The sequence below is a fragment of the Natrinema altunense genome (assembly GCF_000731985.1).
Taxonomy (GTDB): Archaea; Halobacteriota; Halobacteria; order Halobacteriales; family Natrialbaceae; genus Natrinema; species Natrinema altunense.
Genome location: NZ_JNCS01000015.1, coordinates 41,834 through 64,244 on the forward strand (window position 1 = coordinate 41,834; position 22,411 = coordinate 64,244).

Annotated in this window: 18 protein-coding genes; 12 read left to right on the plus strand and 6 right to left on the minus strand. The window is 62.3% G+C overall.

The features are described 5' to 3' along the window. Positions 1-32 precede the first annotated feature (32 nt). Positions 33-665: a ferritin family protein gene (locus tag ALTAJ2_RS17790; RefSeq protein ID WP_007107986.1), complete on the plus strand. Its 633-nt coding sequence runs from the start codon at positions 33-35 to the stop codon at positions 663-665. Between the two features lie 108 nt (positions 666-773). On the opposite strand, the gene ftsZ is transcribed toward ALTAJ2_RS17790, so the two are convergent. Together ftsZ and ALTAJ2_RS17800 are read right to left on the minus strand one after the other, a co-directional pair. Further along, positions 774-1,946 carry a cell division protein FtsZ gene (gene ftsZ / locus ALTAJ2_RS17795; RefSeq protein ID WP_007107987.1) on the minus strand — a complete coding sequence of 391 codons (1,173 nt, stop codon included), beginning with the start codon at positions 1,944-1,946 and terminating at the stop codon, positions 774-776. Positions 1,947-2,105: 159 nt separating this feature from the next. Continuing rightward, positions 2,106-3,509, minus strand: a complete 1,404-nt coding sequence (locus tag ALTAJ2_RS17800; protein ID WP_007107988.1) for a D-aminoacyl-tRNA deacylase — start codon at positions 3,507-3,509, stop codon at positions 2,106-2,108. 129 nt (positions 3,510-3,638) lie between these two features. Between ALTAJ2_RS17800 and ALTAJ2_RS17805 the strand changes: the two genes are divergently transcribed. Together ALTAJ2_RS17805 and ALTAJ2_RS17810 are read left to right on the plus strand one after the other, a co-directional pair. Further along, positions 3,639-5,729, plus strand: coding sequence for a bacterio-opsin activator domain-containing protein (locus ALTAJ2_RS17805; RefSeq protein ID WP_007107989.1), 2,091 nt, complete (start codon positions 3,639-3,641; stop codon positions 5,727-5,729). 54 nt (positions 5,730-5,783) lie between these two features. Continuing rightward, complete coding sequence (locus ALTAJ2_RS17810; RefSeq protein WP_049899740.1) at positions 5,784-7,112, plus strand: DUF7344 domain-containing protein; 1,329 nt, start codon at positions 5,784-5,786, stop codon at positions 7,110-7,112. Between the two features lie 35 nt (positions 7,113-7,147). On the opposite strand, the gene ALTAJ2_RS17815 is transcribed toward ALTAJ2_RS17810, so the two are convergent. After that, positions 7,148-8,092, minus strand: a complete 945-nt coding sequence (locus tag ALTAJ2_RS17815) for a calcium/sodium antiporter (protein ID WP_050031494.1) — start codon at positions 8,090-8,092, stop codon at positions 7,148-7,150. 120 nt (positions 8,093-8,212) lie between these two features. Here ALTAJ2_RS17815 and ALTAJ2_RS17820 point away from each other — a divergent pair, with 120 nt between their 5' ends. From ALTAJ2_RS17820 to ALTAJ2_RS17835, 4 genes are all read left to right on the plus strand, one after another. Continuing rightward, on the plus strand, positions 8,213-9,016 hold the full coding sequence (locus tag ALTAJ2_RS17820) for a shikimate dehydrogenase (protein ID WP_007107993.1): 804 nt from the start codon (positions 8,213-8,215) through the stop codon (positions 9,014-9,016). A 71-nt stretch (positions 9,017-9,087) separates the two neighbouring features. After that, complete coding sequence (locus ALTAJ2_RS17825) at positions 9,088-9,786, plus strand: DUF4332 domain-containing protein (protein WP_007107994.1); 699 nt, start codon at positions 9,088-9,090, stop codon at positions 9,784-9,786. A 164-nt stretch (positions 9,787-9,950) separates the two neighbouring features. Next, positions 9,951-11,507, plus strand: a complete 1,557-nt coding sequence (pabB, locus tag ALTAJ2_RS17830) for an aminodeoxychorismate synthase, component I (protein WP_007107995.1) — start codon at positions 9,951-9,953, stop codon at positions 11,505-11,507. Next, complete coding sequence (locus ALTAJ2_RS17835; RefSeq protein WP_007107996.1) at positions 11,491-12,174, plus strand: anthranilate synthase component II; 684 nt, start codon at positions 11,491-11,493, stop codon at positions 12,172-12,174. The genes pabB and ALTAJ2_RS17835 overlap by 17 nt, the downstream gene beginning before the upstream one ends. A 45-nt stretch (positions 12,175-12,219) precedes the next feature. Here the strand turns inward: ALTAJ2_RS17835 and ALTAJ2_RS17840 are convergent, their stop codons facing one another. Together ALTAJ2_RS17840 and ALTAJ2_RS20185 are read right to left on the minus strand one after the other, a co-directional pair. After that, the gene (locus tag ALTAJ2_RS17840) at positions 12,220-12,438 is read right to left on the minus strand and encodes a HalOD1 output domain-containing protein (protein ID WP_050031495.1); all 219 of its coding nucleotides are present in this window, start codon (positions 12,436-12,438) and stop codon (positions 12,220-12,222) included. After that, positions 12,392-12,574 carry a hypothetical protein gene (locus tag ALTAJ2_RS20185; RefSeq protein ID WP_050031496.1) on the minus strand — a complete coding sequence of 61 codons (183 nt, stop codon included), beginning with the start codon at positions 12,572-12,574 and terminating at the stop codon, positions 12,392-12,394. The genes ALTAJ2_RS17840 and ALTAJ2_RS20185 overlap by 47 nt, the downstream gene beginning before the upstream one ends. A 641-nt stretch (positions 12,575-13,215) precedes the next feature. Between ALTAJ2_RS20185 and ALTAJ2_RS17850 the strand changes: the two genes are divergently transcribed. The 5 genes from ALTAJ2_RS17850 (at position 13,216) to ALTAJ2_RS17875 (ending at position 21,220) form a co-directional block, all read left to right on the plus strand. Next, the gene (locus ALTAJ2_RS17850) at positions 13,216-15,570 is read left to right on the plus strand and encodes an ATP-binding protein (protein WP_007107997.1); all 2,355 of its coding nucleotides are present in this window, start codon (positions 13,216-13,218) and stop codon (positions 15,568-15,570) included. After that, positions 15,563-16,576, plus strand: a complete 1,014-nt coding sequence (locus ALTAJ2_RS19315; protein ID WP_144240274.1) for a response regulator — start codon at positions 15,563-15,565, stop codon at positions 16,574-16,576. Before ALTAJ2_RS17850 ends, ALTAJ2_RS19315 begins: the two co-directional genes overlap by 8 nt. Next, positions 16,566-17,351 carry a hypothetical protein gene (locus ALTAJ2_RS19320; RefSeq protein ID WP_144240275.1) on the plus strand — a complete coding sequence of 262 codons (786 nt, stop codon included), beginning with the start codon at positions 16,566-16,568 and terminating at the stop codon, positions 17,349-17,351. The genes ALTAJ2_RS19315 and ALTAJ2_RS19320 overlap by 11 nt, the downstream gene beginning before the upstream one ends. Before the next feature lie 173 nt (positions 17,352-17,524). After that, complete coding sequence (locus tag ALTAJ2_RS17870) at positions 17,525-19,891, plus strand: N-6 DNA methylase (protein WP_204367395.1); 2,367 nt, start codon at positions 17,525-17,527, stop codon at positions 19,889-19,891. Between the two features lie 456 nt (positions 19,892-20,347). Further along, entirely contained in the window at positions 20,348-21,220 is an 873-nt protein-coding gene (locus ALTAJ2_RS17875) for an aminotransferase class IV (RefSeq protein ID WP_007108003.1), read from the plus strand. Positions 21,221-21,280: 60 nt separating this feature from the next. On the opposite strand, the gene ALTAJ2_RS17880 is transcribed toward ALTAJ2_RS17875, so the two are convergent. After that, complete coding sequence (locus ALTAJ2_RS17880; RefSeq protein ID WP_007108004.1) at positions 21,281-22,387, minus strand: saccharopine dehydrogenase family protein; 1,107 nt, start codon at positions 22,385-22,387, stop codon at positions 21,281-21,283. Positions 22,388-22,411 lie beyond the last annotated feature (24 nt).

Genomic DNA, 22,411 nt, shown 5'->3' on the forward strand with positions numbered 1-22,411 from the left:
ACGTTCAACACGCTTCGTACTGTCGTTCCGATATGGACGCTACCGACTTCCAGCAGTCGATCGAAGCATCGATGACCGTCGAACTCGACCGCCTCGGCTCGTCGAAACTCCTCGTTGCGCTTACCGACGCCGACCTGACGGAAGGGCGCGTTCTCAGAACCGCTGCGAGGAGCGAACGAGCCGCGATGGAGACGCTCGAGGCGTGGGCCACCGACGAGACGAACGAGGACGTCCGCCGGCTGTTCGCCGAGTATCGCGATCAGGAACACGACCACTACGATCGGATCACGGCCATGCTTGCGGACGACGAGGTCGACGCCGGGGACGCCGGGCCGATGCACGCGAAACTTCGATCGCTCGAGGCGACGACAGCTCGGCTGGGCGGACTCGTCGGGCGAGCGCTGGTGGCCGATCGGACGCACCTGCAGTTGATCAGTTTCTTCGTCAACGAAGGGGATACGAAGCGCGCCGACTGCTTCCGGGAACTGCGGACGGAAACGGCTGCGCAGGGCGACCGAGCGGCCGAGCGACTCGGAGACGTCAGTACGGACAGCGACGACTGGGAACGGGCGCGGACGGTCGCCGAGGACGTGATCGACATCGCGTACGGGGCGTACGCCGATTCGCTGGCCGATCTCGGCGTCGATCCGAAGCCGATCTGTTGAGTGGGAACACCAGCCCCACAGCGGCGGCTGTCGTGACGCTACCGCCGGCCGAGAGAAACGAACGCGAGCGGAATCTGGGACTCGAATCGCCGACGCGAACGGGCTCGATTATTCGACGAAGTCGATGTCTTCGCCCTGTGCGGGTGTCTGGGGCTGGACGGGGTCCTCGCCGTCCGGCCGGCCGTAGATCTGGGGCGACTCGACGCCCGTGACGACGATCATCGTCCGCATGCTGCCCTCGAGGCTCTCGTCGATCGAGGTCCCCCAGATGATGCGGGCGTCGGGGTCGATCCGGTCGTAGATCTCCTCGACGACACCTTCGGCTTCCTCGATGGCCATGTCGTTGCCGCCGGTGACGTTGACCAACGCGGAACTCGCGCCGGAGATGTCGACGTCCAGCAGCGGCGAGCGCAGCGCCGTCTTGACGGAGTCCTCGGCCTTGGCCTCGGAGTCGGCTTCGCCGAGGCCGATCATGGCGACGCCGCCCCGTTCCATGACGGTGCGAACGTCGGCGAAGTCCAGATTGACGAGGCCGGGTTTCGTGATGAGTTCGGTGATGCCCTTGACCGAGCGCATCAGCACCTCGTCGGAAACTTTGAACGCCTGTCGAACCGGCAGTTTGCCGACCGAATCGAGCAGGCGATCGTTGGGGACCACGATCACGGTATCGCTGACATCGCGCAGGCGCTCGAGGCCCGCTTCGGCGTTGGTTCGGCGAACTTCGCCCTCCGCGGTGAAGGGCGTCGTGACGATCGAAATCGTGAGCGCGCCGGCCTCGCGGGCGGCCTTGGCGACGACCGGGGCGGAGCCGGTACCGGTGCCGCCGCCGAGGCCGGCCGTGACGAAGACCATGTCGGAGCCGTCGATGGCGTCGTAGATGTCCTGCTGGCTCTCGAGGGCGGCCTCCTCGCCGACCTGCGGGAGCGACCCGGCACCGCGGCCGCCGGTCTTCTCCTCGCCCATCAGGATCTTGGTGTCGGCGTCGATTTCGACGAGATGTTGCACGTCGGTGTTGGCGGCGACGAGCTTCGCCCCGTGGATACCCTCCTCGTGCATACGGTTGACCGTGTTACCGCCGGCACCGCCACAGCCGACGACCGTAATATCGGTCTGGAGGTCCTGGAGGACGTCCTCGAGTTCGTCGTCGGTCATCGTCCCTGTCTGTCGGCCGGCCGATCCGTCGCCGTCGGACGGCTGTCCGTCCCGTGACGCGGCGTCCTCGGGGACCGCGGCCTCCCCGGTTTCGGCCTCGTCGATCGCGTCGTCGATTAGAGAGTCCATTCTTGGCCCTGTCTAAACAATGGAGCATAATTACCTTTCCCCTACACGTCAGCCGCCCGTCTGACTCCTTAATGGATTCTTACGTGTCCGGTGGAGAAAAACGCCGTATTCGCCGGAGTAAGTCGAGTAATCGCGTCTTACTATCGTCGGCCGAGCCGATCAGATCGGGAATCGATCCGTCCGCTCGGTCCGAACTCTCTCGGGACTGACCGTTTCCCCATCGACGGTGACCGGCTCGCCGTCGGCGAGGCTGCCGAACTTCGGCCCCTCCGGGACGCCGGCCTGGCGAGCCAGCGCGGGATCGAACGCCGTCTCTTCGGCGACGACGGCGTCGTCTTCGACCTGCACCGCGTCGTACTTCGCCTCGAGCACGGCGGCCAGGTCCGCAGCGATCGTGCGCCGCGATTCGCGCGCGTCGGCTCCTGCCGCCTCGTTTTCGGGGACCGCGGCCCGCGAGCCGACCCGACTGCCGCCGTTTTCGGTGGTAAACGCTACGGTGTGGGTCTCGACGATCGTCCGAACGCGGTCGGGATCGATCCCCTGTGCGGTCCCCAGGAGCGCCGTCGGGAGGTCGACGACGGTAATCGACGCCGCGAGCCGGTCGCCGAAGCGGACGCCGTCCTCGACGGCTCCGAGGGTGGCCTCGACCGCGTCGACGAGTTCGAGCGGGCGGTCGTCGACCTCACGCAGCCACGTCTCGCCCACGATCCGACAGTCGATATCCCCAAGGGTCTCCTCGAGAACCGGCCACTCGCCGTCGAGCAGTGCGATCTCGGCGTCGCTGGCCTCGAAGGCACGCTCGATGACGTCGCGATGGGCCGTCGGGTGGTCCATCGCCTCGAGCGCCCAGTCGGGAGCGACGTGGCCGACCGCCCAGTCGGTTTCGCGGACGAGCCGCTCGAACCGAGGGGCGTAGTGGTTGCCGCCGAAGCCGACGACCTGTCTTCTCTGAATCGGATCGCGATTCCGACGGCTCGCGAGAGCGTCGCTCTCGAGTCGGTCGCGGTGTGGATCGACGCCGCGGAGGTCGAGGATCGCGCGGGCGACGGCGTCGGCACCGGCGGGGTCGTCCCACTGGTCGTCGCCGCTGCCGAGTTCGGCAAAGAGCGACGGACAGCCCACGTCGGTGGGGCCGTGGTGGGTCCCTTCCATGCCGACCTCGTACGCCGCCGGCGCGTACTCGTCGAAGGCCTCGAGCAGGCGAGCGAGGGCGTTCGGGGCGGCGTCTGCCAGCGCGTCGGGCTCGCCGCCGAACTCGGCGGGGCCAAAGTTCCCCGTGAAGTGGCCGGTCAGCAGCGGGCCGGTGTCGCCCGAGTGTCGCGAGGCGAAGACGAGCAGCGTCGGATCGCAGTCGAAAGCGTCGGCCGGGCGCTCGAGTTCGATATGCAACCCGTCGAACGAACGGAGCTCGGCCCGTTCGGTTCGGTAATAGGTGCCGCCGCCGGCGGCGTCCGACCGCGCGTTGTCGGTCCGTTCCGTCCAGTCCGCGCGCTCGCGGAGGCGGTCACAGATGTGCTCCGAGGCGCGGTCGGCGCGACTTTCGACGATCGCGAGCGAGGTCATATCCGTGCTCGGACGGTGGGGCCGTTAACCTCGCCGGTTCGGAGCCACGGTAAAAGGCCGCGGCGAAGACGACCCGTGCTTTTTCGGGTGTGGGTAATGACCATACACCATCGTGAGTGGGTGGCAGAAATGAGCGACGATCCGGCCGAGCGAACCGATTCGACGACCGGGCCGAGCCGCGGCGCGGCGGACGACAAACGGATCGACGGGCGAGCCGGCCGTCACCTCGAGATCCACGAACTCAGTACCCTCGTCGATGACTGTGCGGTGGCACCGTTCGGCCCTGACGGCCGCGTGAACCGATGGAACGACGGTGCGCGTCGACTCACCGGGTACGACGCGGAGGCGATCGTGGGGGATCACTACCGGACGCTCTTTCCGCCGGACGCGCGCGAATCCGACCGGCCGGAACGGGTTCTCGAGCGAGCGCGATCGAAGGGGACGGCCGAAACCGAGGGGTGGCGTCTCCGGAGCGACGGCGAACGCATCCGGGTTCGCGAGGCGGTCGCACCGATCCGCGAGGACGACGAGATCGGCGTCCCCGTCGACCGGACGGTCGAGTTGGCGGGGTACGTCTGGATTGCCCACGACCGCACCGAAGACTACGAGCGTGAACGTGCCCTCCGCGAGGAGACGGTCTTCGCCAAGAGCGTCTTCGAGGCCCAGCCGGACATCGTCTACGCGTTCGATGCGGACGAGAACCACCTCGAGTGGAACGAGCGGGTACCGGCGGTGACGGGCTACACCGACGCGGAGTTGGCCGAGATGGACCCCCTCGCGTTCGTCGCCCCCGAGGACCGGAATCGGATCGCCGAGACGATTCGCCGGCTGCTCGAGGTCGACGAGTACGTCACCGCCGAAGCGGCCCTCGTCACGAAAGACGGCCGGCGGATTCCCTACGAGTTCAACAGCGCACGGATCACCGACGACGACGGCGGGGTCCTGGGGTTTACCGGTACCGGTCGGGACATCAGCGATCGCAAGGCCCGCGAGCGGGAACTCGAGCGCCTCGAGCGGCTCAACGCGATCGTGCGGACGATCGACGAGACCGTGGTCGCGGCCGAGACCCGCGACGAAATCGAGCAGGCGATCGTCGCGGAGTTCGCGGCCGCCGACGCCTACCGGTTCGCGGCCATCGGGCGGGCCGAACCCGCCGCGAGGACCGCGGGCTACTCGTGGGAACCGACGGCCCAGGCGGGGATCGACGCGACCGCAGTCGACGGTGTCCTCTCGTCGTTCGTCGAACCGCCGGCCGACGCACCCGGCGTGTCACCGTTCGAGACCCGATCGACACAGCGATACCGACACCTCCACGAGAGCCCGATCGACGAGTGGCGGGCCGACGCCCGCGAGCGCGGTTACGGAGCTGTGGCGGTCGTTCCGATCGTCGCGACCGACCGCGTCTTCGGCGCGCTCGTGGTGGCCGCCGCCGAGCCGTCAGCGTTCGCCGATCGGGAACGAGAGGTCCTCCAGGAGTTCGGCGGCACCGTCGGCCACGCGATCAACGCGATGGCGGTCCGGCGGCTCCTCTATCTGGACACCGTCGTCGAGCTCGAGTTCGAGTCGACCGACGCCGGCGACAGCTGTATCGCGCTCTCCCACGGGGCCGGCTGTGATCTCTCGGTCGATCACGTGTTGCCGCTGACCGACGAGGTGTTCGTCTACTATCTCACCGTCTCCGACATCGATCCCGACGCGGTTCGCGCGGTCGCGCGGGACACCCCCTCGATCACGGAACTCCGACTCATCGACGCCGACGACGGGGAAAGCGACTGGGAGGTCGTCGTTCGCGATGCGACGATCACCGGGCTACTCGGGGAGTACGGCGCACGCCTCCAGTCACAGGTCGTTCACGACGGCGTCGCGGAGCTGACAGTTCACGTGAGCCTCGACACGGATCTACGCGACCTCGTCGGGGCGATCACGTCGACGTACCCCGATACCGAACTCGTCTCGAAACGAACTATCGACCGACCGATCCAGACACACGGCGACTTCCGGCGGACCGTCGAATCCATCCTGACCGAGAAACAGCGGCTGGCGCTCGAGGCGGCCTATCACGGTGGCTACTTCGAGTGGCCGACGCGAAACAGCGACGCGAGCGAGATCGCCGATCGGCTTGGCATCGCCCGCCAGACGTTCCACCAGCACCTCCGAGTCGCACAGGCGAAGCTCCTCTCGGCGTACTTCGGGACGCGGGACGAGACGGCAACCGGGTGATACCAGAGCATGCTGGTACAGTTCTTTCCCCCGGTCATCGTCTCCTATCCGCCAATGAGTTCACCCCCGGATGCCGAACCGACATCAACTGCGCTGGACGTGCTGGCGGTGCCGCGGCGTCGATACCTTCTCGCCGCGTTGCTCGAGCGCGGGGACACGTCCACGGTCGGTTCGCCGGCGACGACGGCGGCGATGTCGCTCGCCGCGCTCGCGACCGAGGTGGCGGCCACCGAACGCGACTGTCCGATCGTTACCGACGAACAGTGTGCACGGACGCGGACCGACCTCGCTCACGCCCACGTCCCGCGACTGGTCGACAGCGGCGTCCTGGTTCGGACCGACGACGGGGACGCGCCGACGGTCGCGCTCGCCGATCACCCGCTCTTCGAGGCCGAATGGGTCCGGACGCTCCTCGACGACCCGACGGGCGAGGCGTTTCCCGCCGCCGAGGCGACGCTGAATCGGACGCTCGAGGCTCTGCGGAGTCCGCGCCGTCGAACCGTCTGTGCCGTGCTGGCGGCGCGCCGCGGCTCCGTTCCCCTCCCGACTCTCGCCGCGGCGGTCGTCGCTCGGGAGGGCGGCGACGGGCGGCGACTGGTCGACGTCTCCGAGGGGGAGTGGCAGCCCGTCGCCACGACGCTCGCCCACGACCACCTCCCCGCGCTGTCCGATGCCGGGCTCGTCGCGTGCGACGACGCGGCGGGTCGAGCCGCACTCGTCACGACCGCGCCGCAGTGGGAGAGCGACTGGCTGCTCGAGGGGCCGCTCGCCGACAGCGCCGCTCTCGTCGCGGCGTTTCGGGACTCGTCCGACGGATCGGCAGTCGATAACAGCGTCGCGAACGCAGCGCCGAGTGCAGCGGCCGTAAACGGGGACCGCGACGGAGATCACGTTCACGCGGCGGGCTGCGAGACGATCACCGGAGCGGGGCCGGTCCACGCCCGCGGACGCGACATCGCCGCCAGTGCCGACGCGGAACTGGTCGTAACGGTTCCGGACGGCAGTCGACTCGAGCGGGAGTGCCTCGAGCGGTGGCACGCCGCGGCCGAGCGGGGCGTCGACGTCTACGTCGGGTCGCAGTCGCCGCGGGTCCGCGATACCGTCCGTTCGGTGGTTCCGGACGCCGCCGTCTGCGAGCCCCAGTTCGACTGGCTCAACTTCCCGCTCGAGGCGGCACAGCACGGACACGTCGTCTTCGCCGACCGCGAACGAGCGCTGGTCGTGACGACCGACGCGGAATCGCGGGTGAGTGCCCTCGCCGGCGACGGCCGCGAGAACCCGCTGGTCGCGATCCTCCGCGCCCACCTCGGACCGCGCCTCGACCGACTCGCGGCCGCGCACGACGACCGCGACGTTCGAGACGGGACGCCGCTGCCGATGTGACTCCGGCTCCCGTCGCGCCGGCCGACCGAGACGGCTCAGGGAACGAGAGCGTAGACGAACCCGGCGTAGCCGGCGACGAGGATTGCGCCGTCGATCCGGCTGAGCCGACGGCCGTATGCCATCATCCCGACCAGCACGAGCGTAAAGGCGACCATGATCGGGAGTTCGAACCGGAGCGTCGCCGGTTCGATCTCGATCGGCGTGATCACCGCCACGATGCCGAGGACCGCGAAGATATTGTAGATGTTCGAGCCGACGACGTTGCCGATCGCGAACTCCGTCTCGCCGCGGACGGCACCGACGACCGAAGCCGCCAGTTCCGGCAACGACGTGCCGAGCGCGAGCACCGTCAGCCCGATGACGAGGTCCGATACCCCAAGCGCCGACAGGAGCCCGGTTCCGCCGGCCACGAGCCACCGAGACCCGACGACGAGCGCGAGCAGTCCGCCGATCACGAGCGCGACGTCTCGCAGCGAGACACCGCTGCCAGCGTCCGGATCGTCCGTCGACGGCATGGGGTCCGCGTTGACGTAGTACAGCAAAAAGGCCGTGAACCCGGCGAGGACGAGCAGGAAAACCGCCCCTTCGAGGCGACCGATCCGGCCGTTCGCACCCAGCCCGACCAGGAGGATCGCCGCGAGCACCATCGTAGGGACGTGCCGCCGCATGACTTGGTCCGCGATCGGCAGGGGTTTGATCAGCGCGGCGACCCCGAGTACCAGTCCGATGTTCGCGACGTTCGAGCCGACGACCGCGCCCAGACCGATATCGGTCGAGACGTTCAGCGCGCCGATCGTCGAGACGAACAGTTCCGGTGCGGTCGTCGCGAACGCGATCACCGTCACGCCGACGGTCGCCGCCCGCAGACCGATCCCGAGCGCCAGTCGGCCCGCACCCGCGACCAGCAACTCCGCACCGCCGTACAGCGCGACGATGCCGGCCGCCAACAGGAGGAGGAAAAGCGGGGTTCCGGAGAGCATGGCGTCGGTTACTCAAGTCGGGCGTAAAAGCGACGCGAAACGATCCTCGGTCGGGAGGCGATACCCTGCCGAAGCCAGATCCATTATATCCCTGCCGAGACGAGTGAGGGAGCAATGGCTATGGACGTATACGGTCTGCTCGGCAACCCGGTCGGCCACTCCCTGTCGCCGCCGATGCACGAGGCGGCCTACGAGGAACTCGGACTCGAGGCGCGCTACGCGACCTTCGAACCCGAAGAGGACGACATCGGAGACGCGATCCGCGGGGCCGACGCGCTCGGAATCGCGGGGCTGAACGTGACGATCCCGTTCAAGCAGGCGGTCCTCGAGATCGTCGCGCCCGAAGACCTGGCGACCAGGATCGGCGCGGTCAACACGATCGACTTCGCCGGCTCGGGGCCGCCGACGGGGTACAACACCGACGCCGTCGGCGCGTTGCGCGCGCTTCGCGAGCACGACGTCGCGCTCGAGGGCGAACAGGCAGTCGTCGTCGGTGCCGGCGGGGCCGGTCGAGCGATCGCCTTCGGCCTCGCCGACGCCGGCGCGACGGTCGCGGTCGCCAACCGAACCGAATCGAAGGCCCGCGACCTGGCCGCGGCGGTTCCCCGCGCGACCGGCCATGGGCTCGCGGCCCTCGAGGAACTGCTGGCGGACGCCGACGTGCTGGTCAACGCGACCAGCGTGGGGATGGACGCGGACGCGACGCCGGTACCCGAGGACGCGCTCCACGGGGGGCTCGCCGTGCTCGACGCGGTCTACAGCCCGCTCGAGACGCGACTGCTTCGGGATGCGGCCGACGCCGGGGCGACGACGGTCGACGGCGCGTGGATGCTGCTCTATCAGGGCGTCGAAGCCTTCGAGATCTGGACCGGTCAGGACGCACCGGTCGACGTGATGAACGAAGCGCTGCGCTCGCGACTGTAGCGCCGGCGACTCGGTCGCCACCCTGTCAGTATCAGGCGAATTTAAGTGGTGGAACCGACTACCACGAGATAATGGCAATCCTCCAAAAGCTGAAGTCCCTGTTGGGGTTCGACGAGTCGGACTCGGAGCGCGGAGGCGCTCGAGAGGTCGGGGTAACGGTCGAGCGGGAAGGGTCGACGGGCGACAGGCGCGACGCCGATCGAACCGAACCCGCAGCCGGCGGCATCACTCCGGAGCCGTCACGAACGTCCACAAGCGACTCGAGCGCGGCGGCATCGGCGACGGAATCCGAGGAGGGCACCGAGCCGGCTGAGCCGTCACCCATCGAGGAAGCCGAACCCGACGCCGACGCGGCTGCCGAACCCGAGTCCGACGAGACGGACGCGGCTCCCGATGCCGAACCCGAGACGGAGTCGGAACCGGAATCGGAATCGGAATCGGACGCCGACGCGACCGACGATGCAGGGACGGACTCCGAAACGGCAGATGTGGAGCCCGAGGCGGCCGGTGACGCCGACGCCGCATCCGAGGACACCGAGTCCGCCCCGTCGGTCGACGACACGGCCGAGACCACCGAGCCCGACGAGACGACTCGGGAGCCGGTGGACGTGATCAAAGGGATCGGCCCGGCCTACGCCGACCGTCTCGCCGGTGCGGGCGTCGACACCGTCGACGAACTGGCCGACGCGGACGCCGCCGAACTGGCCGACCAGACCGACATCTCCGAAAAGCGCATTCAGGGCTGGATCGACCGCGCCGAAGTCAGGTAACGCCCCGCCACCGACCCCGAGTCCACTCCCGATTCGTTTCACTCTGCGGTACTCGTCGCTTCGCCGGTCCATCGTCGGCGATCACAGTTCGTTCCGCCGTTCGGCGTGGCACCGCCACCCCGGAAATCGCAAGAGGATTACTCGCTCGTTTCGTCTCGAGAACCATGAGCGATCCCCGTGTCGTGACGACGCCGGACGCGTTTCGCGCCGCCGCTCGCGACCGCGACAGGGACACGTCTGAGGCGGACGGTGCGACGACACACACCGGCTGTCGCGTTCCCATCGAAGTCCGCGTGACGGTCGCCGACCCGTTTCTCGCCTATCGGCGGGCCCGCGACGGACCCGACGGAGCCGTGTTCCTCGAGACGACCGGCGGGCAGCCCGGCTGGGGCTACTTCGGCGTGGACCCCGTCCACCGGCTCACCGTCGGTCCTGATGCAGTTGGGCGAACCGACGACGACGGGTCGCCGACGCTGGCCGCGCTCGAGGGACTGCTGGCGGGCGACGCGATCGTCCGCGGGGACTGCGACGTGCCGTACCCCTGCGGTGCCGTCGGCTGGCTCTCGTACGATATCGCCCGCGAACTCGAGGCGTTGCCCGACTCGGCCGTCGACGACCGCGGCCTGCCCCGTCTCGAGGTCGCGGTCTACGACCGACTCGTCGCCTGGGAGGAACCGACCGACGGCGAGGTGACGCTGCGGATCACGGCCTGCCCGCGGGTCGGCACCGACGACGACCTGGAGGCGGCCTACGAGCGCGGCCGCGAGCGGGCGCTCGAACTGGCGCGAGCCGTCCGTGACGGCGATCCCGCGATCGGCGAGCCGCCGGTCGCGAGCCCGGAAGCGACCTTCGAGAGCGATTGTGGCCGGGCGGCCTTCGCCGAGCGGGTGCGTCGAGTCAAGGAGTCCGTCCGCGACGGCGACACGTTTCAGGCGAACATCTCCCAGCGACTGGTCGCGCCCGCCGCGGTCCATCCGGTCGCCGCCTACGACGCCCTGCGGCGGGTCAATCCGGCCCCCTACTCCTGTCTGCTCGAGTTCCGGTCGGCAACGCTGGTGAGCGCGAGTCCCGAACTGCTGCTCGAGCGCGACGACGACTTCGTTCGGACGGAGCCCATCGCCGGCACCCGACCGCGCGGGGAGACACCCGCCGCCGACGACGCGCTCGAGGCGGACCTGCTCACGGACGAGAAAGAGCGGGCCGAGCACGCCATGCTGGTCGATCTCGAGCGCAACGATCTCGGGAAGGTCTGTGCGTACGGCTCCGTCGACGTCGCGGAGTACCGGCGGATCGACCGCTACTCCGAGGTGATGCATCTGGTCTCGAACGTGACGGGGCGACTGCGCTCGGACAGTTCCCTCGCCGACGCCATCGCGGCGACGTTCCCCGGCGGCACGATCACCGGCGCGCCGAAACCGCGGACGATGGATCTCATCGACGAACTCGAGGCGACTCGGCGCGGCCCCTACACGGGCAGCGTCGGCATCTTCGGCTTCGACGGCCGCGCCACCCTCAATATCGTCATCCGGACGCTGGTCCGCCACGCCGACGAGTACCACCTGCGGGTCGGTGCGGGGATCGTCCACGACTCCGATCCCGGCCGCGAGTACGACGAGACCCTCGACAAGGCCCGCGCGCTCATCACGGCGGTCGACGACGCGCTCGGCGAGCGGGCCGACCTGGGACTCGAGGCGGCACCCGGAGGTGAACGGCGTGAGTAACGCGGACGGCGACCGCAGCGAACGGATACTCGTGATCGACAACTACGATTCGTTCGTGTACAACCTCGTCCAGTACGTCGGCGAGGTCGCGGACGAGGTGGTCGTCCGGCGAAACGACGAAATCGATCTCGCGGGCGTTCGCGACCTCGAGCCGACCGGGATCATCGTCTCCCCGGGGCCGGGCACCCCACAGGAAGCGGGCATCTCGATCCCGTTGTTTGCGGAAACCGAGTACCCGATTCTGGGCGTCTGCCTCGGCCACCAGGCGCTGTGTGCGGCCAACGGCGCGCCGGTGGTCCACGCCCCCGAGGTCGTCCACGGGAAGCCGTCGACGATCACCCACGACGGGACGGGGATCTTCGACGGCCTCCCGGAGACGTTTCAGGTCGGCCGCTACCACTCGCTGTCGGTCGAGCGCGCTGGCCTGCCCGCGACGCTCGCGGAGACCGCCCGGACGACCGACGAGCGCGGCGTTTTGATGGCGGTCCGCCACCGCGAGAAACCGCACCTCGGGGTCCAGTTCCATCCCGAGAGTATCCTCACGCGGGCTCGGTCGGAGGCGGCGACGGGCACGGCGGACGACGGCCGCGGCGACGACATCTCGCTCGCCCTCGGCAAGCGGCTGATCGAGAACTTCCGTCGGGTCGCCGCTCGAGGCGACGCGTGATCGGGCCGCCCGAATCGTCGCTCGAGCGGGCCGATCGGCGGCCCGTCACCGCTCCCGATCGATCACCGCTACCTCGTCGGGTCCGGGACCGAGCACGACGCGATAGCCCGCGTACTCGAACCGGACAGTCACGGCCGCGTCCGACTCGAGGACGGCGGTCAGGGCCTCGGGATCGATCGCGTCGTACAGCGGTGGCAACGCCGCCCGGTCGCAGCTCTTACGGGCCGCGATACGATCGAGAGCCGTTGTGAGTGCTGAATGCATCGTGATTCTCGGGGAGTTCGATGACTGTCAGTGCGAACGCTGCCTCGCAGTCCGGACACGTCGTCGGATCGGCAGTCGTCGTCGTTGTGTGGACATCGGTACCGCAGTCGCAGTGGATCGTGACGTTCGAAACCATGTGTTGCTCCGTGTGCAGGCCCCGACGGAGCGGAACACAATCCAGCGAGAGGCGCAGCGACGGCTACGACTGGGTCGGCGGTACGTCGGCAGGTCTTTATTTCGCCAACGCCAATGGTGGATTGCTCCCGCTACGCGGGGGCCGTGTGTGAGCCGGAGTGCTAGCTTGGTGGCAGGACTCCGGCTCTTGCGCACTTTCGTGCGCGTCTGTGCGGTACGCAATCTATCCTAAAGAACGTTAGGATGTTGACCGGTTGGGTTCACGGTAGTTCAAGAGACCGGACGACGGCCATGGATTGTCCTTACTAGCTGCAAGTATGGGTTGGTTCTGAATAAGGAGTAGCGCGCTGCGCTCGCGAAAATTGAGGAGATGATATTGGACGCGGTAGTGGGTTACCCTACTTGTGTCGTCACTCAGTATAGATTATCACTTATAATCTGTTTGGGTTCTCAACGCCGAAATAGACTGAGATAGTTGTCCCAGTCGGACTAATCTCATTACGCAGACTGTCAACGTCTTTTTTGTGGGTCGTGAATAGAATCGATTCGCCGGTTTGGACACGATCGGAACCCGGATCGGTCCCACGGTTATCAATACACGACCCCGGGTACTTTTAAACTTTCCACTATATCTGCAAACCAATGACCGACTCCCGTGATGACATCGTTTTCACTATTGATAGTCGGTTGCTGCAGGAATTGGGGGAAAACCTCGTAACACGAAATCACGTGGCACTCGGTGAACTCATCAAGAATGCCTATGACGCAGACGCGACGAAAGTGACGATTTCATTTCAGAACGCACGAGCCGAGAATACGACTAACAGCGAAATCATTGTCGAGGACGATGGTGTCGGGATGAGTTTCGAAGAGGTTAGGGATGATTTCATGCGTATCGCAACGACGGACAAAATTCGGAATCCAGTTACTGAGAAATATGGTCGCCAAAAGGTCGGAGACAAAGGAATCGGGCGGTTTGCCTGTCGTAGATTGGCCCATATTCTTGACCTGACTACGACTGCCTATCTCGAAGACGAAGAGGTGTATGAACGGACATCGATGAAAATTGATTGGCGTCGGTATGAACAGGATCAGGAGATCGAGGAGGTCACGTTTGAACCGACAGTCGAACGCTTTGATAGTGACGCAGACATTGAAGAAGGCACTACGATTCGCCTAAGGCATCTTCAGGACTCCTGGACACAACGAGATTTCAACACACTACGAAGGAATGTTGTTACCCTCACATTTGGGTTTGCTGAGGGAGGTGAAAAGAGCGATCCTGGGTTCGAGATTGAGCTTGATGCTGAAGAATTCGAAAAGGGTGAAGGGACTCTTTCCGAACAAGTTCACGAGGCTAGTTGGGGATGTATGGAAGGGACGATTTCATCACAGGGAGACGTGTCTCTAGAGTTAGACGCGAAGTTGATAGGGGAGCGTTCATATGATTTCGGCTACGACATTGGCGGACTCAACGGTACCTCGTTCAAAATATCTTATGTTCCATTGGACACGAAAGAGGACTATCGTGATCCCCAGACCCTGAGCGTGGGACAGGCGAGAAAACTTGCTGACAATCACGGAGGAGTCAGGGTATACAAGGGTGGGTTTCGAGTGTTCTCTTATGGCGGTCCCGAAAACGACTGGCTAGACATTGACCGCGAGACGGCAACACATAGAAGTCGGTCCCCCTCCAATCAATTTGATGATCTTTCTGGCACGCTTAGTACTCATCAGGACTGGGACAAGGTCCTCCTAGTATCCCCGAATAATCGTAACCTCATTGGGCGGGTAATGATCCCCGCAGACGCAGATTTAACTATGCAGTCAAATCGGGAGGGATTCATTGATGAGGAATTGTTCGACGAATTAAAGAATATTTTGAGGCTATCAATCGAGTGGCTGACCCTACAATGGAGTCACTACAAGAGTGTAAAGAAAAAAGAGGAGTTAGAGGAACAGGCAAAGGAGTTTGAGTCTGAACTGTCGGACGAAGATAAGCCCAGTAGCGATGATACATCTGATCAAGGGGATGATGACGCTGACAATGTTGGTGGCTCAGATACGATCGAGACTGAGTATATTGCCGAGGAAGAAACAGTGGATAAAGCCATGAATCTACTCGAGGATGTGGCAGACACGGCGACTGAGACAGAGCCCAAAGAAAGTAGAGATGTTTCTGATGAAACAGTAGAATCTGCGACGGAAGTGATCCGAAGTTCCTTAGACCGGAAAGAAGAGCAGATCGATTTCTTCCGGTCTGCTTTCTCAGTAAATCAGGTCGTATTCTCATTTTCACATGAGCTACGTGGCATGGTCAACGATCTCGAAACGAGCGCTACCGCATTGGAATCCATGATCGATGACTTGCCGGCAGATCAACAGCCGACTGTCGAAGAGACTGTAGCTGATCTCCGGAAGATGCAGAATCGTTTTGAGGACCAAATGGAGCTATTTGGTATCTTCATGGAGACCGAAAATCGCAAGGAAGTTGAAGAGGTAGAGGTCAAAGAAGTCGTCGACGACGTTATCGATGCGACGGAATACATCGCCGATTATTACGGTGCTAATGTTACCACTGATATTCGATCACTCTTGTTGACACCCCCGATGTACGAGTCAGAACTCTATTCTATCATCGTTAATCTAGTGACCAATAGCATCAAAGCGACCGGGGCTGTCGACAGAGATGGCAGAGTTCACATCAAGGCGAAACCAGACGATGGCAAGGTGTTGATTAGGGTTTGTGACAATGGCGTTGGCATTCCTGAAGAGAAACAAGAGGTGGTCTTTGATCCCTTGGTGTCAGACCCAACTGGCATCATATACGATGAATTGGCTGAAGAGATGCCCGACGAGATATCGGATAAAGTTGGCAAAGGGACTGGATTAGGGTTGAATATCGTGCGGAATATCGCCCGGAATCACGGCGGTGACGCAAAGGTAGTCGACTCGGACGAGTGGTCTACATGTGTTGAGGTGATACTCGATGACTGACAATCGAATCTGGTGGATAGACGACAGACCTGAGAGAGAACAAAACGCCGATGATATCGAGGACGAGAGTGAGTCCATCACTGTCGAATTCAATGTCTCCGATAATGCGACCACTCGAATTGGGGACGGAAACATTCCAGACGTAGATCTGGTATTAATCGACTGGGTTCTGGATGACGACCATGATGTTATCTCTCGGGGGATATCTATGGAAGGGATTCTGCGAGAGCATCTACCTGAGACACCGATTTATGGGTTCAGTGGTGAAAAAACGGAAGAGTTGGAGGAGGCTCAGAACGAACGGCGTTTCGAGGCCGTATTCGATCTGCGAGAGATCATCTCAGGAGAAGGGATCCGCAGATTAGAATCTGATATTCGAGACTATGATCGACTAGAATCTATCCGTGGCGAGGGGTTTGAGTCCCTCCGTGGCACAATGGACCCACCTGCAGAGGCGGAAGAGCAACTCAAAAGCATCATCCCACGCGAATTTAGTGAGGGGTTGAAACAGAAATCCGGAACAGCAGGGGGCAGTAAAATCGAATTCTCCCACTGGGTCCGGAAACGGTTCCTCCATACTCCTGGACCACTCTGGGACAATCAATGGCTCGCGACGAAACTTGGCGTTTCGACGGATACTCTTGACAATCTCATCCCTCGTCTTCACGAATCCGACCGAAACATCGAGTACGACGGGATATTTGCTCATCGTGTGGACGACCGCTGGTGGTCAGGTGAGATAATTGGTGCTGTCGTTGAATTGGCTGATGGTTCGGTGGGTGACATCCAACAGGAAGCCCCACAACTTGTTCCGGAGGAACACCGAGAAATTGCTACGTGTCGTTACTGCGAGGAAGAGTACCCTGATACGGTAGCTGCTATCAAGGAGGGCGATAATGCTGAACATCCTGTCCACTTCCGGTGCAGTAATGTCCATCATTCTCGAGAAGGTCCTTTCGAAGATTACCGCGTTGCTAAGAAATTGACCGACACCAATGGCGACTGAGGACCTCTATCCCAATGGAGAAGAATTGTATGAATTATTAATCACCGAACTAGAGTACCTGAAAGACAGAGATGGACCTATTGCCCGGAATCGTGACCGGATCAATACGGCATATCAGAGTCTGGGAGCCATGCAGCCAACGGACTGGGAATTAAATATCAATCCCAACTGGGTGCTCAGATTCGGTGGTGATTCGGAAGGCGAGCCAGCTCGCGGCGAGCGAACGCGCAGGGACTTTCACAGCGCTGAGGGAATTGCGCTAATTGGTGGCTATGCGTCTGTAGATGATGGTGATATTGAACATTATGAGACTAATCTCACTCTTTTGGCTCAATCCGAAACGGATACACGTGCGAGCGCTGCGCCTTGCTGTTGGGAGCATGAGGAAATAGACGCGGATTGGCGGGTAGCACGGAGATACCATTTCGATATTGAAACCGTCGCAGCCGAAGAGGAAGATGACCCTAAACCGGTCACACATATGCAGACAGGCGGCAACTTCGAAGGACAGCCAGTCCCCCGTCATGACCCCCATTACTGCTCGTCTCCATTGGACAAACCTCGATTGCCGCACCCGCCGATGGATCCATTGTTACTTCTTCACACATTGGCAACACAGTACAACAGTCTCGAACGACTCATTGAGGAACAATGGATTGGGTACGTCAGGGAATCAGAAAACACCCTTTGGGAACCGTATCACGAGGCTATCTTGGGACAGTATCGGACAGGCGAGACGCGCCCGACAATGGCGGAATTCTTCATGAACGGCTAACTCAAGTCATCATTCAAGCCTGGTTCTTGTTCTCTATACGGATGCAATTCTATTTTGTCAAATCTGGATGAGTGGGGTAAGATCATGGTGTATATCTGAGTAAGCCAGTTAGAACATTCACTGTCAATATCCATATCGAAATTCCCATTACGAATGGTCGTAATGGACAGCGTATGTCGAAATCTCGGGACAAGTCTTCTGGCATCTACGTTACAACCTATTCTCCAGCCAAGATCCTACTTTACTTAGCTGAGCACGGAGAGGGGACGACAGCAGATATTCGAGAGTTTCTGGACTGCTCTCACTCAACGGCCTTGAAGAAACTACACTCATTGGAAGATGTAGGTATCCTGAACGCACGACAGTTCGGGAATGCCTATGTCTGGACCCTCAACACTGATCGGGACTTGGAGACAAACGAGATCGATATTGACCCGGGGGAAGCTGAGACACTTCTGTCTGAGACACTTGCTGAATTAGCCACAGACCGGGCAAATTCTTCGAATGAACTTCCGGGTGACGTCCGGGCATGGGTTGACAATCGAGGAATCCCCAAGACTGTTTCGACGTCACAATACGCGTACCGTATGGCGATGTTTCGGCGATTCCTTCACGCGATGCTCTACACGCTTCATTTAACCGAACACCCAGAACTTAGACCACTGTCTGCAGGAGATGATTGGGATACTAGGTTCGAGCTTGCTCGAGAGTCTATCGATGACAGCGGCCTCTCTTGGTCACCAGTTGATGGCCTTCTAATGGGCACCGAACTAACCCTTGATACCATCATCCTAGCGCTCCGACACGCAATTGCGGGCGCTGACAACCCTTCTGAGGCACTGGGTAATACATATGAAGAGCTTGTTCCGCAAGAAGCTCGCAGAGAGCTTGGGCAATTTGCTACACCACCGTTTATCAGTCGTTTCATGGCTTCTTGGACTGTTCAACAGCATGATGATACAGTCCTTGATCCTGGTATTGGGGCAGGACAACTAGCCACTCAAGCACTGATTCAGAAGGCCGAGTTGGGGGCACAACAACCACTCGCAGAAATAGTCGGCATTGATATCGATGAAATCGCCGTTTCAATGGCCTCAGTGACGCTCAAACTCACTGACGGGGAAGGACAAGGCGACCTGAGACACGGGGACTTCATCAACCAGAGTCCCAGACAATTTGCTGCGTCAGGCTTCGAAATCGAACAATTCGATGCTGTAGTAGCAAATCCACCATATTCGCGCCATCAGGCTTTAGAGAAACACCTCAAGAAGCATTTGAATAGGGTAGTAAGTAGAGAGACAAGCTACGAGTTCTCCCAGCGGACACCACTCTATGGGTACTTCCTAATCCATGCAGCCCAATTTTTAGCTCCGGGGGGTCGAATGGCCGCGATTATCCCTTCTCGAATTTTCGATACGAAATTTGGAGAGGATATCAAGGAATATCTCCTCGACGAATTCTCGATTCATGGGATAATTCAGTTCGATGAAAGCGTCGACGTTTTCGAATCAGTCAAGGCCACGCCTAGTATTATGTTGCTTGAGAAGGGTGATCCACCTGAACACCACAAAACAAAATTCCTGAAAATAACCTCATGGGAAGATGGATTAACCCCGAAACGGCTACTCTCAGAAACTGACTCTGAAACAGTGGTCTCCACTCGGACCGATATTGCTCAGGAATTGCTCTCACATCGGGAGCGATGGTCCTTCTACTTGGGTGAAACTGAAGTTCGTGAGTTCCCCGAAGCAACAGACTTCCGAGAGATTGCGACCATCCAACGTGGAATTGCTACAGGTGCCAATGATTTCTTTTGTCTCACTCAGGATGAGGTAGATGAGTGGTCGATACCCCGTATGTATCGGAAGCCGATCATCCGGACGGCGCGAGGCCTCTCAATCGTTAATATCACCACAGATGACTGGGAACAGTGGAAAAGAGACGGCGACGAGGTGTGGCTGCTTTATTGCTATACGGAAGATGGCGTATGCGAGATATCCGATATTAAAAGCCTTGGTGTTCTGGAATATCTTGAAGAAGGGGAGGCGACCGGTGCCACGGATGGGCATCTGGTCTCGAATCGCAATCCATGGTATCGAGTCGAAAAACAGTCACCAGCACCGATACTGGGGAAGTACATGAATCGGACGGGTTTCCTGTTTATGCGCAATGATGTCGGCCTATTAACGTTGAACAATGTTCACACTATCTATCTTGATTTCGAGTTCAGTGAGGATCAATTGGATGCACTGCTAGCATACCTGAATAGCAATGTCATTGAGCGTGTATTGAGTGTTGAGAGCCATGACTACCATGGACTCCAAAAGCTCGAAATCAGCCAATTAGAGAATACCCCCGTTATTGACCCCCGACAGCTGTCTAGCTCCAAACGTCAGCGGTTGGCTAACTTATTCAATTATCTTGGTCGTATAAGGCGTATGGACTTAGACGATTCCGAACTTCTCCGTGCAATAGACGATGAAATTGAGCCGTTGCTAGGATTAGAAACAGATAGTATGGTTGAGGCTGGCAGTGAGTGACCTTTTGGATTTTATCTATATCTGCACCGTATATTTATACCAAATATGTCATCTCCATATTCAACACCGAGTGTCGATTATACCACTATGATAAGGGATGATAAATAATATTATTGTCGAATTTTCGGATTGGACGATGCAACGTCCTATCAGGGGACTAGAGGCTACTCGAGAAAGTTAGAGTCGTGTGTCCGTGCGCACGACTCCGAACGACGACCAGATCGAAGCCGTCTCGAAATTCCGGAATCGATCCGCAAATGCGTCTTCGATGGCCTGCCTCCCTAGCGGAGAGGAAAGACGACCGCCACGGACCAAAACACGCGACGCAAAATTTGTGTTGTAAAAGCCCGCGAAGATGACCCCAAGGTGACGAGGCCGACACTTTCGAGCAGCAGACAGCAGGTTCATACACCTCCGGATCTCACGACGAGACGACTGCAACTCGAGCGCATCGCCATGACTGACAACCCAATCTACCACGTCGACGGCGACCTCGTCCCCGCGGACGACGCCACCGTCAGCGTCGACGATCGCGGCTTCCGCTACGGCGACGCCGCCTTCGAGACGCTACGAGCCTATGGCGGGACGATCCTCGCGTGGGACGCCCATCTCGAGCGCCTCGAACGGACCTGCGAGGCGCTCTCGCTCGAGCACGGACTGTCGGCCACCGATCTCCGGGCGCGGATCGACGAAACGCTCGCCGCCAACGACCTCGCGGACGCCTACGTTCGGCTGTCGATCACCCGCGGCGTCCAACCGGGGAAGCTCACGCCCGACCCCGAAGTCGACCCCACCGTCGTCGTCTACGTCACGCCCCTCCCACGGGGCGGGCTCGAGGGCGACCCCGTCTGGGACGGACCGGCGACCGTCGAAACCGTCGCGACGCGCCGGGTGCCGGACGCGTCGATCCCCGCCGCCGCCAAGACCCACAACTACCTGAACGGCATCCTCGCACGCACGGAACTCGAAGCCGGGAGCGACGAGGCGCTGCTGTGCGATCTCGAGGGCCGAGTGACGGAGGGAGCCACGAGCAACCTGTTTTTCGTCCGTGACGGCGCGATCTACACGCCGACGACCGACGGCCCGGTGTTGCCGGGGATCACCCGCGACATCGTGCTCGAGCTGGCCCGCGAGGCCGGGATTCCGGTCCGCGAGGGGCGATACGAGCCGGACGCGGTCCGCGCGGCCGATGAGGCGTTTCTCACGAACCGAACGTGGGAACTCCGGCCGATCGGGACGCTGGACGGCCGCGCGATCGGCGGCGGCCCGGTCACGGACCGGCTCGCGCGGCTGTACGACGACCGCGTCGAGAAACTGTGCTACGAGTGACGCCGCCTCGAGCGGGTCGCTCGCCTCGCAACGGCCACGACAGCCGTTCCGGCGTCGGCGTCAGTTGTCGGACGCCGCGACCGGTCGGTTCATTTCGCCGGCGTCCGCCGGCGCGTCCACTCGCTCCCGCTCCGTTCCCGAAAGCTCGAGGACGAACTCGCTGCCGAAGGCCGACGCGGGCGTCTGGAAGCCCGCCGGGACCTGGCCGCCCTCAAGGACCCGTTGGGCCGCCGAGACGGCCGCCTCGGCCGTCAGGGCGTAGGGATCGGGAGTGCGAAGGCGGGCGCACGCCCGTCGGCCGGTCGCCTCGTCGACGACCTCCCCCCAGACGACGGCGCTGCCGGTCGCCAACTGACGTTCGTCCGGCCCTTCGATCCGAGCGTCGACCAGCCGCTTCAGGGCCCGTTCGACCGGCTCGCGCTCGAGGAGCCAGGCCAGCGAATCGACGGCAGAGAGGGCGCGACTCGCCCACGCCGGCACGGCGGCGTAGACCGCGACCGAGTCGATACCGGTGCTGTGGGCCGCGGTGACGACGTCGCCCCACGGGATCGTGACGGCGTGTTCGGGGCCGTCGCCGAAGTCGATCTCACGGCTCCGGAACGCGGTCGGCACCTGAATGAGTCGGCCGTTACGGCGCACGACGCCGCCGGTACCGAGCTGGTCGACGAGCGTTCGGGCGGTCCCCCGCGAGAGGCCGCCGTCGCTTTTGATCCCGAGCGCCAACCGATCCGCGTCGGGCAGCTGCTCGCCGAGAAACGCCGCTAGACAATCCGACGGCACGACGTCGAAGCCGACGCCGGGAAGCAGCGTACACCCCGCCTCGCGAGCCGCGAGGTCGCGCTGACGGAGGCGTTCGAAGACGGCGAACTCGCCCGTGATGTCCAGATAGTCCGTCCCCGTCTCGAGGCAGGCGTCGGCCAGCGGGCCGGCCGTCTCGGCGAACGGGCCGGCGCAGTTCAAAACCGCATCGAAGGGCTCGATAACAGCGTCGAGAGCCGCCGACTCGACGGGAACGGTCCGTCCCACGACGCCGAGCTCGTCGGCCTGTGCGGCGACCGCGCGGCCGTCGCGGCCGGCGACGACGGGCGAGCCGCCCCGTGCGACGGCTTCGCGAGCGATCAGCCGCCCCGTGTAGCCGTAGGCACCGTAGATGAGAAACGAGTCCATAGACGGCGTTCGGGAGAGAGGGGG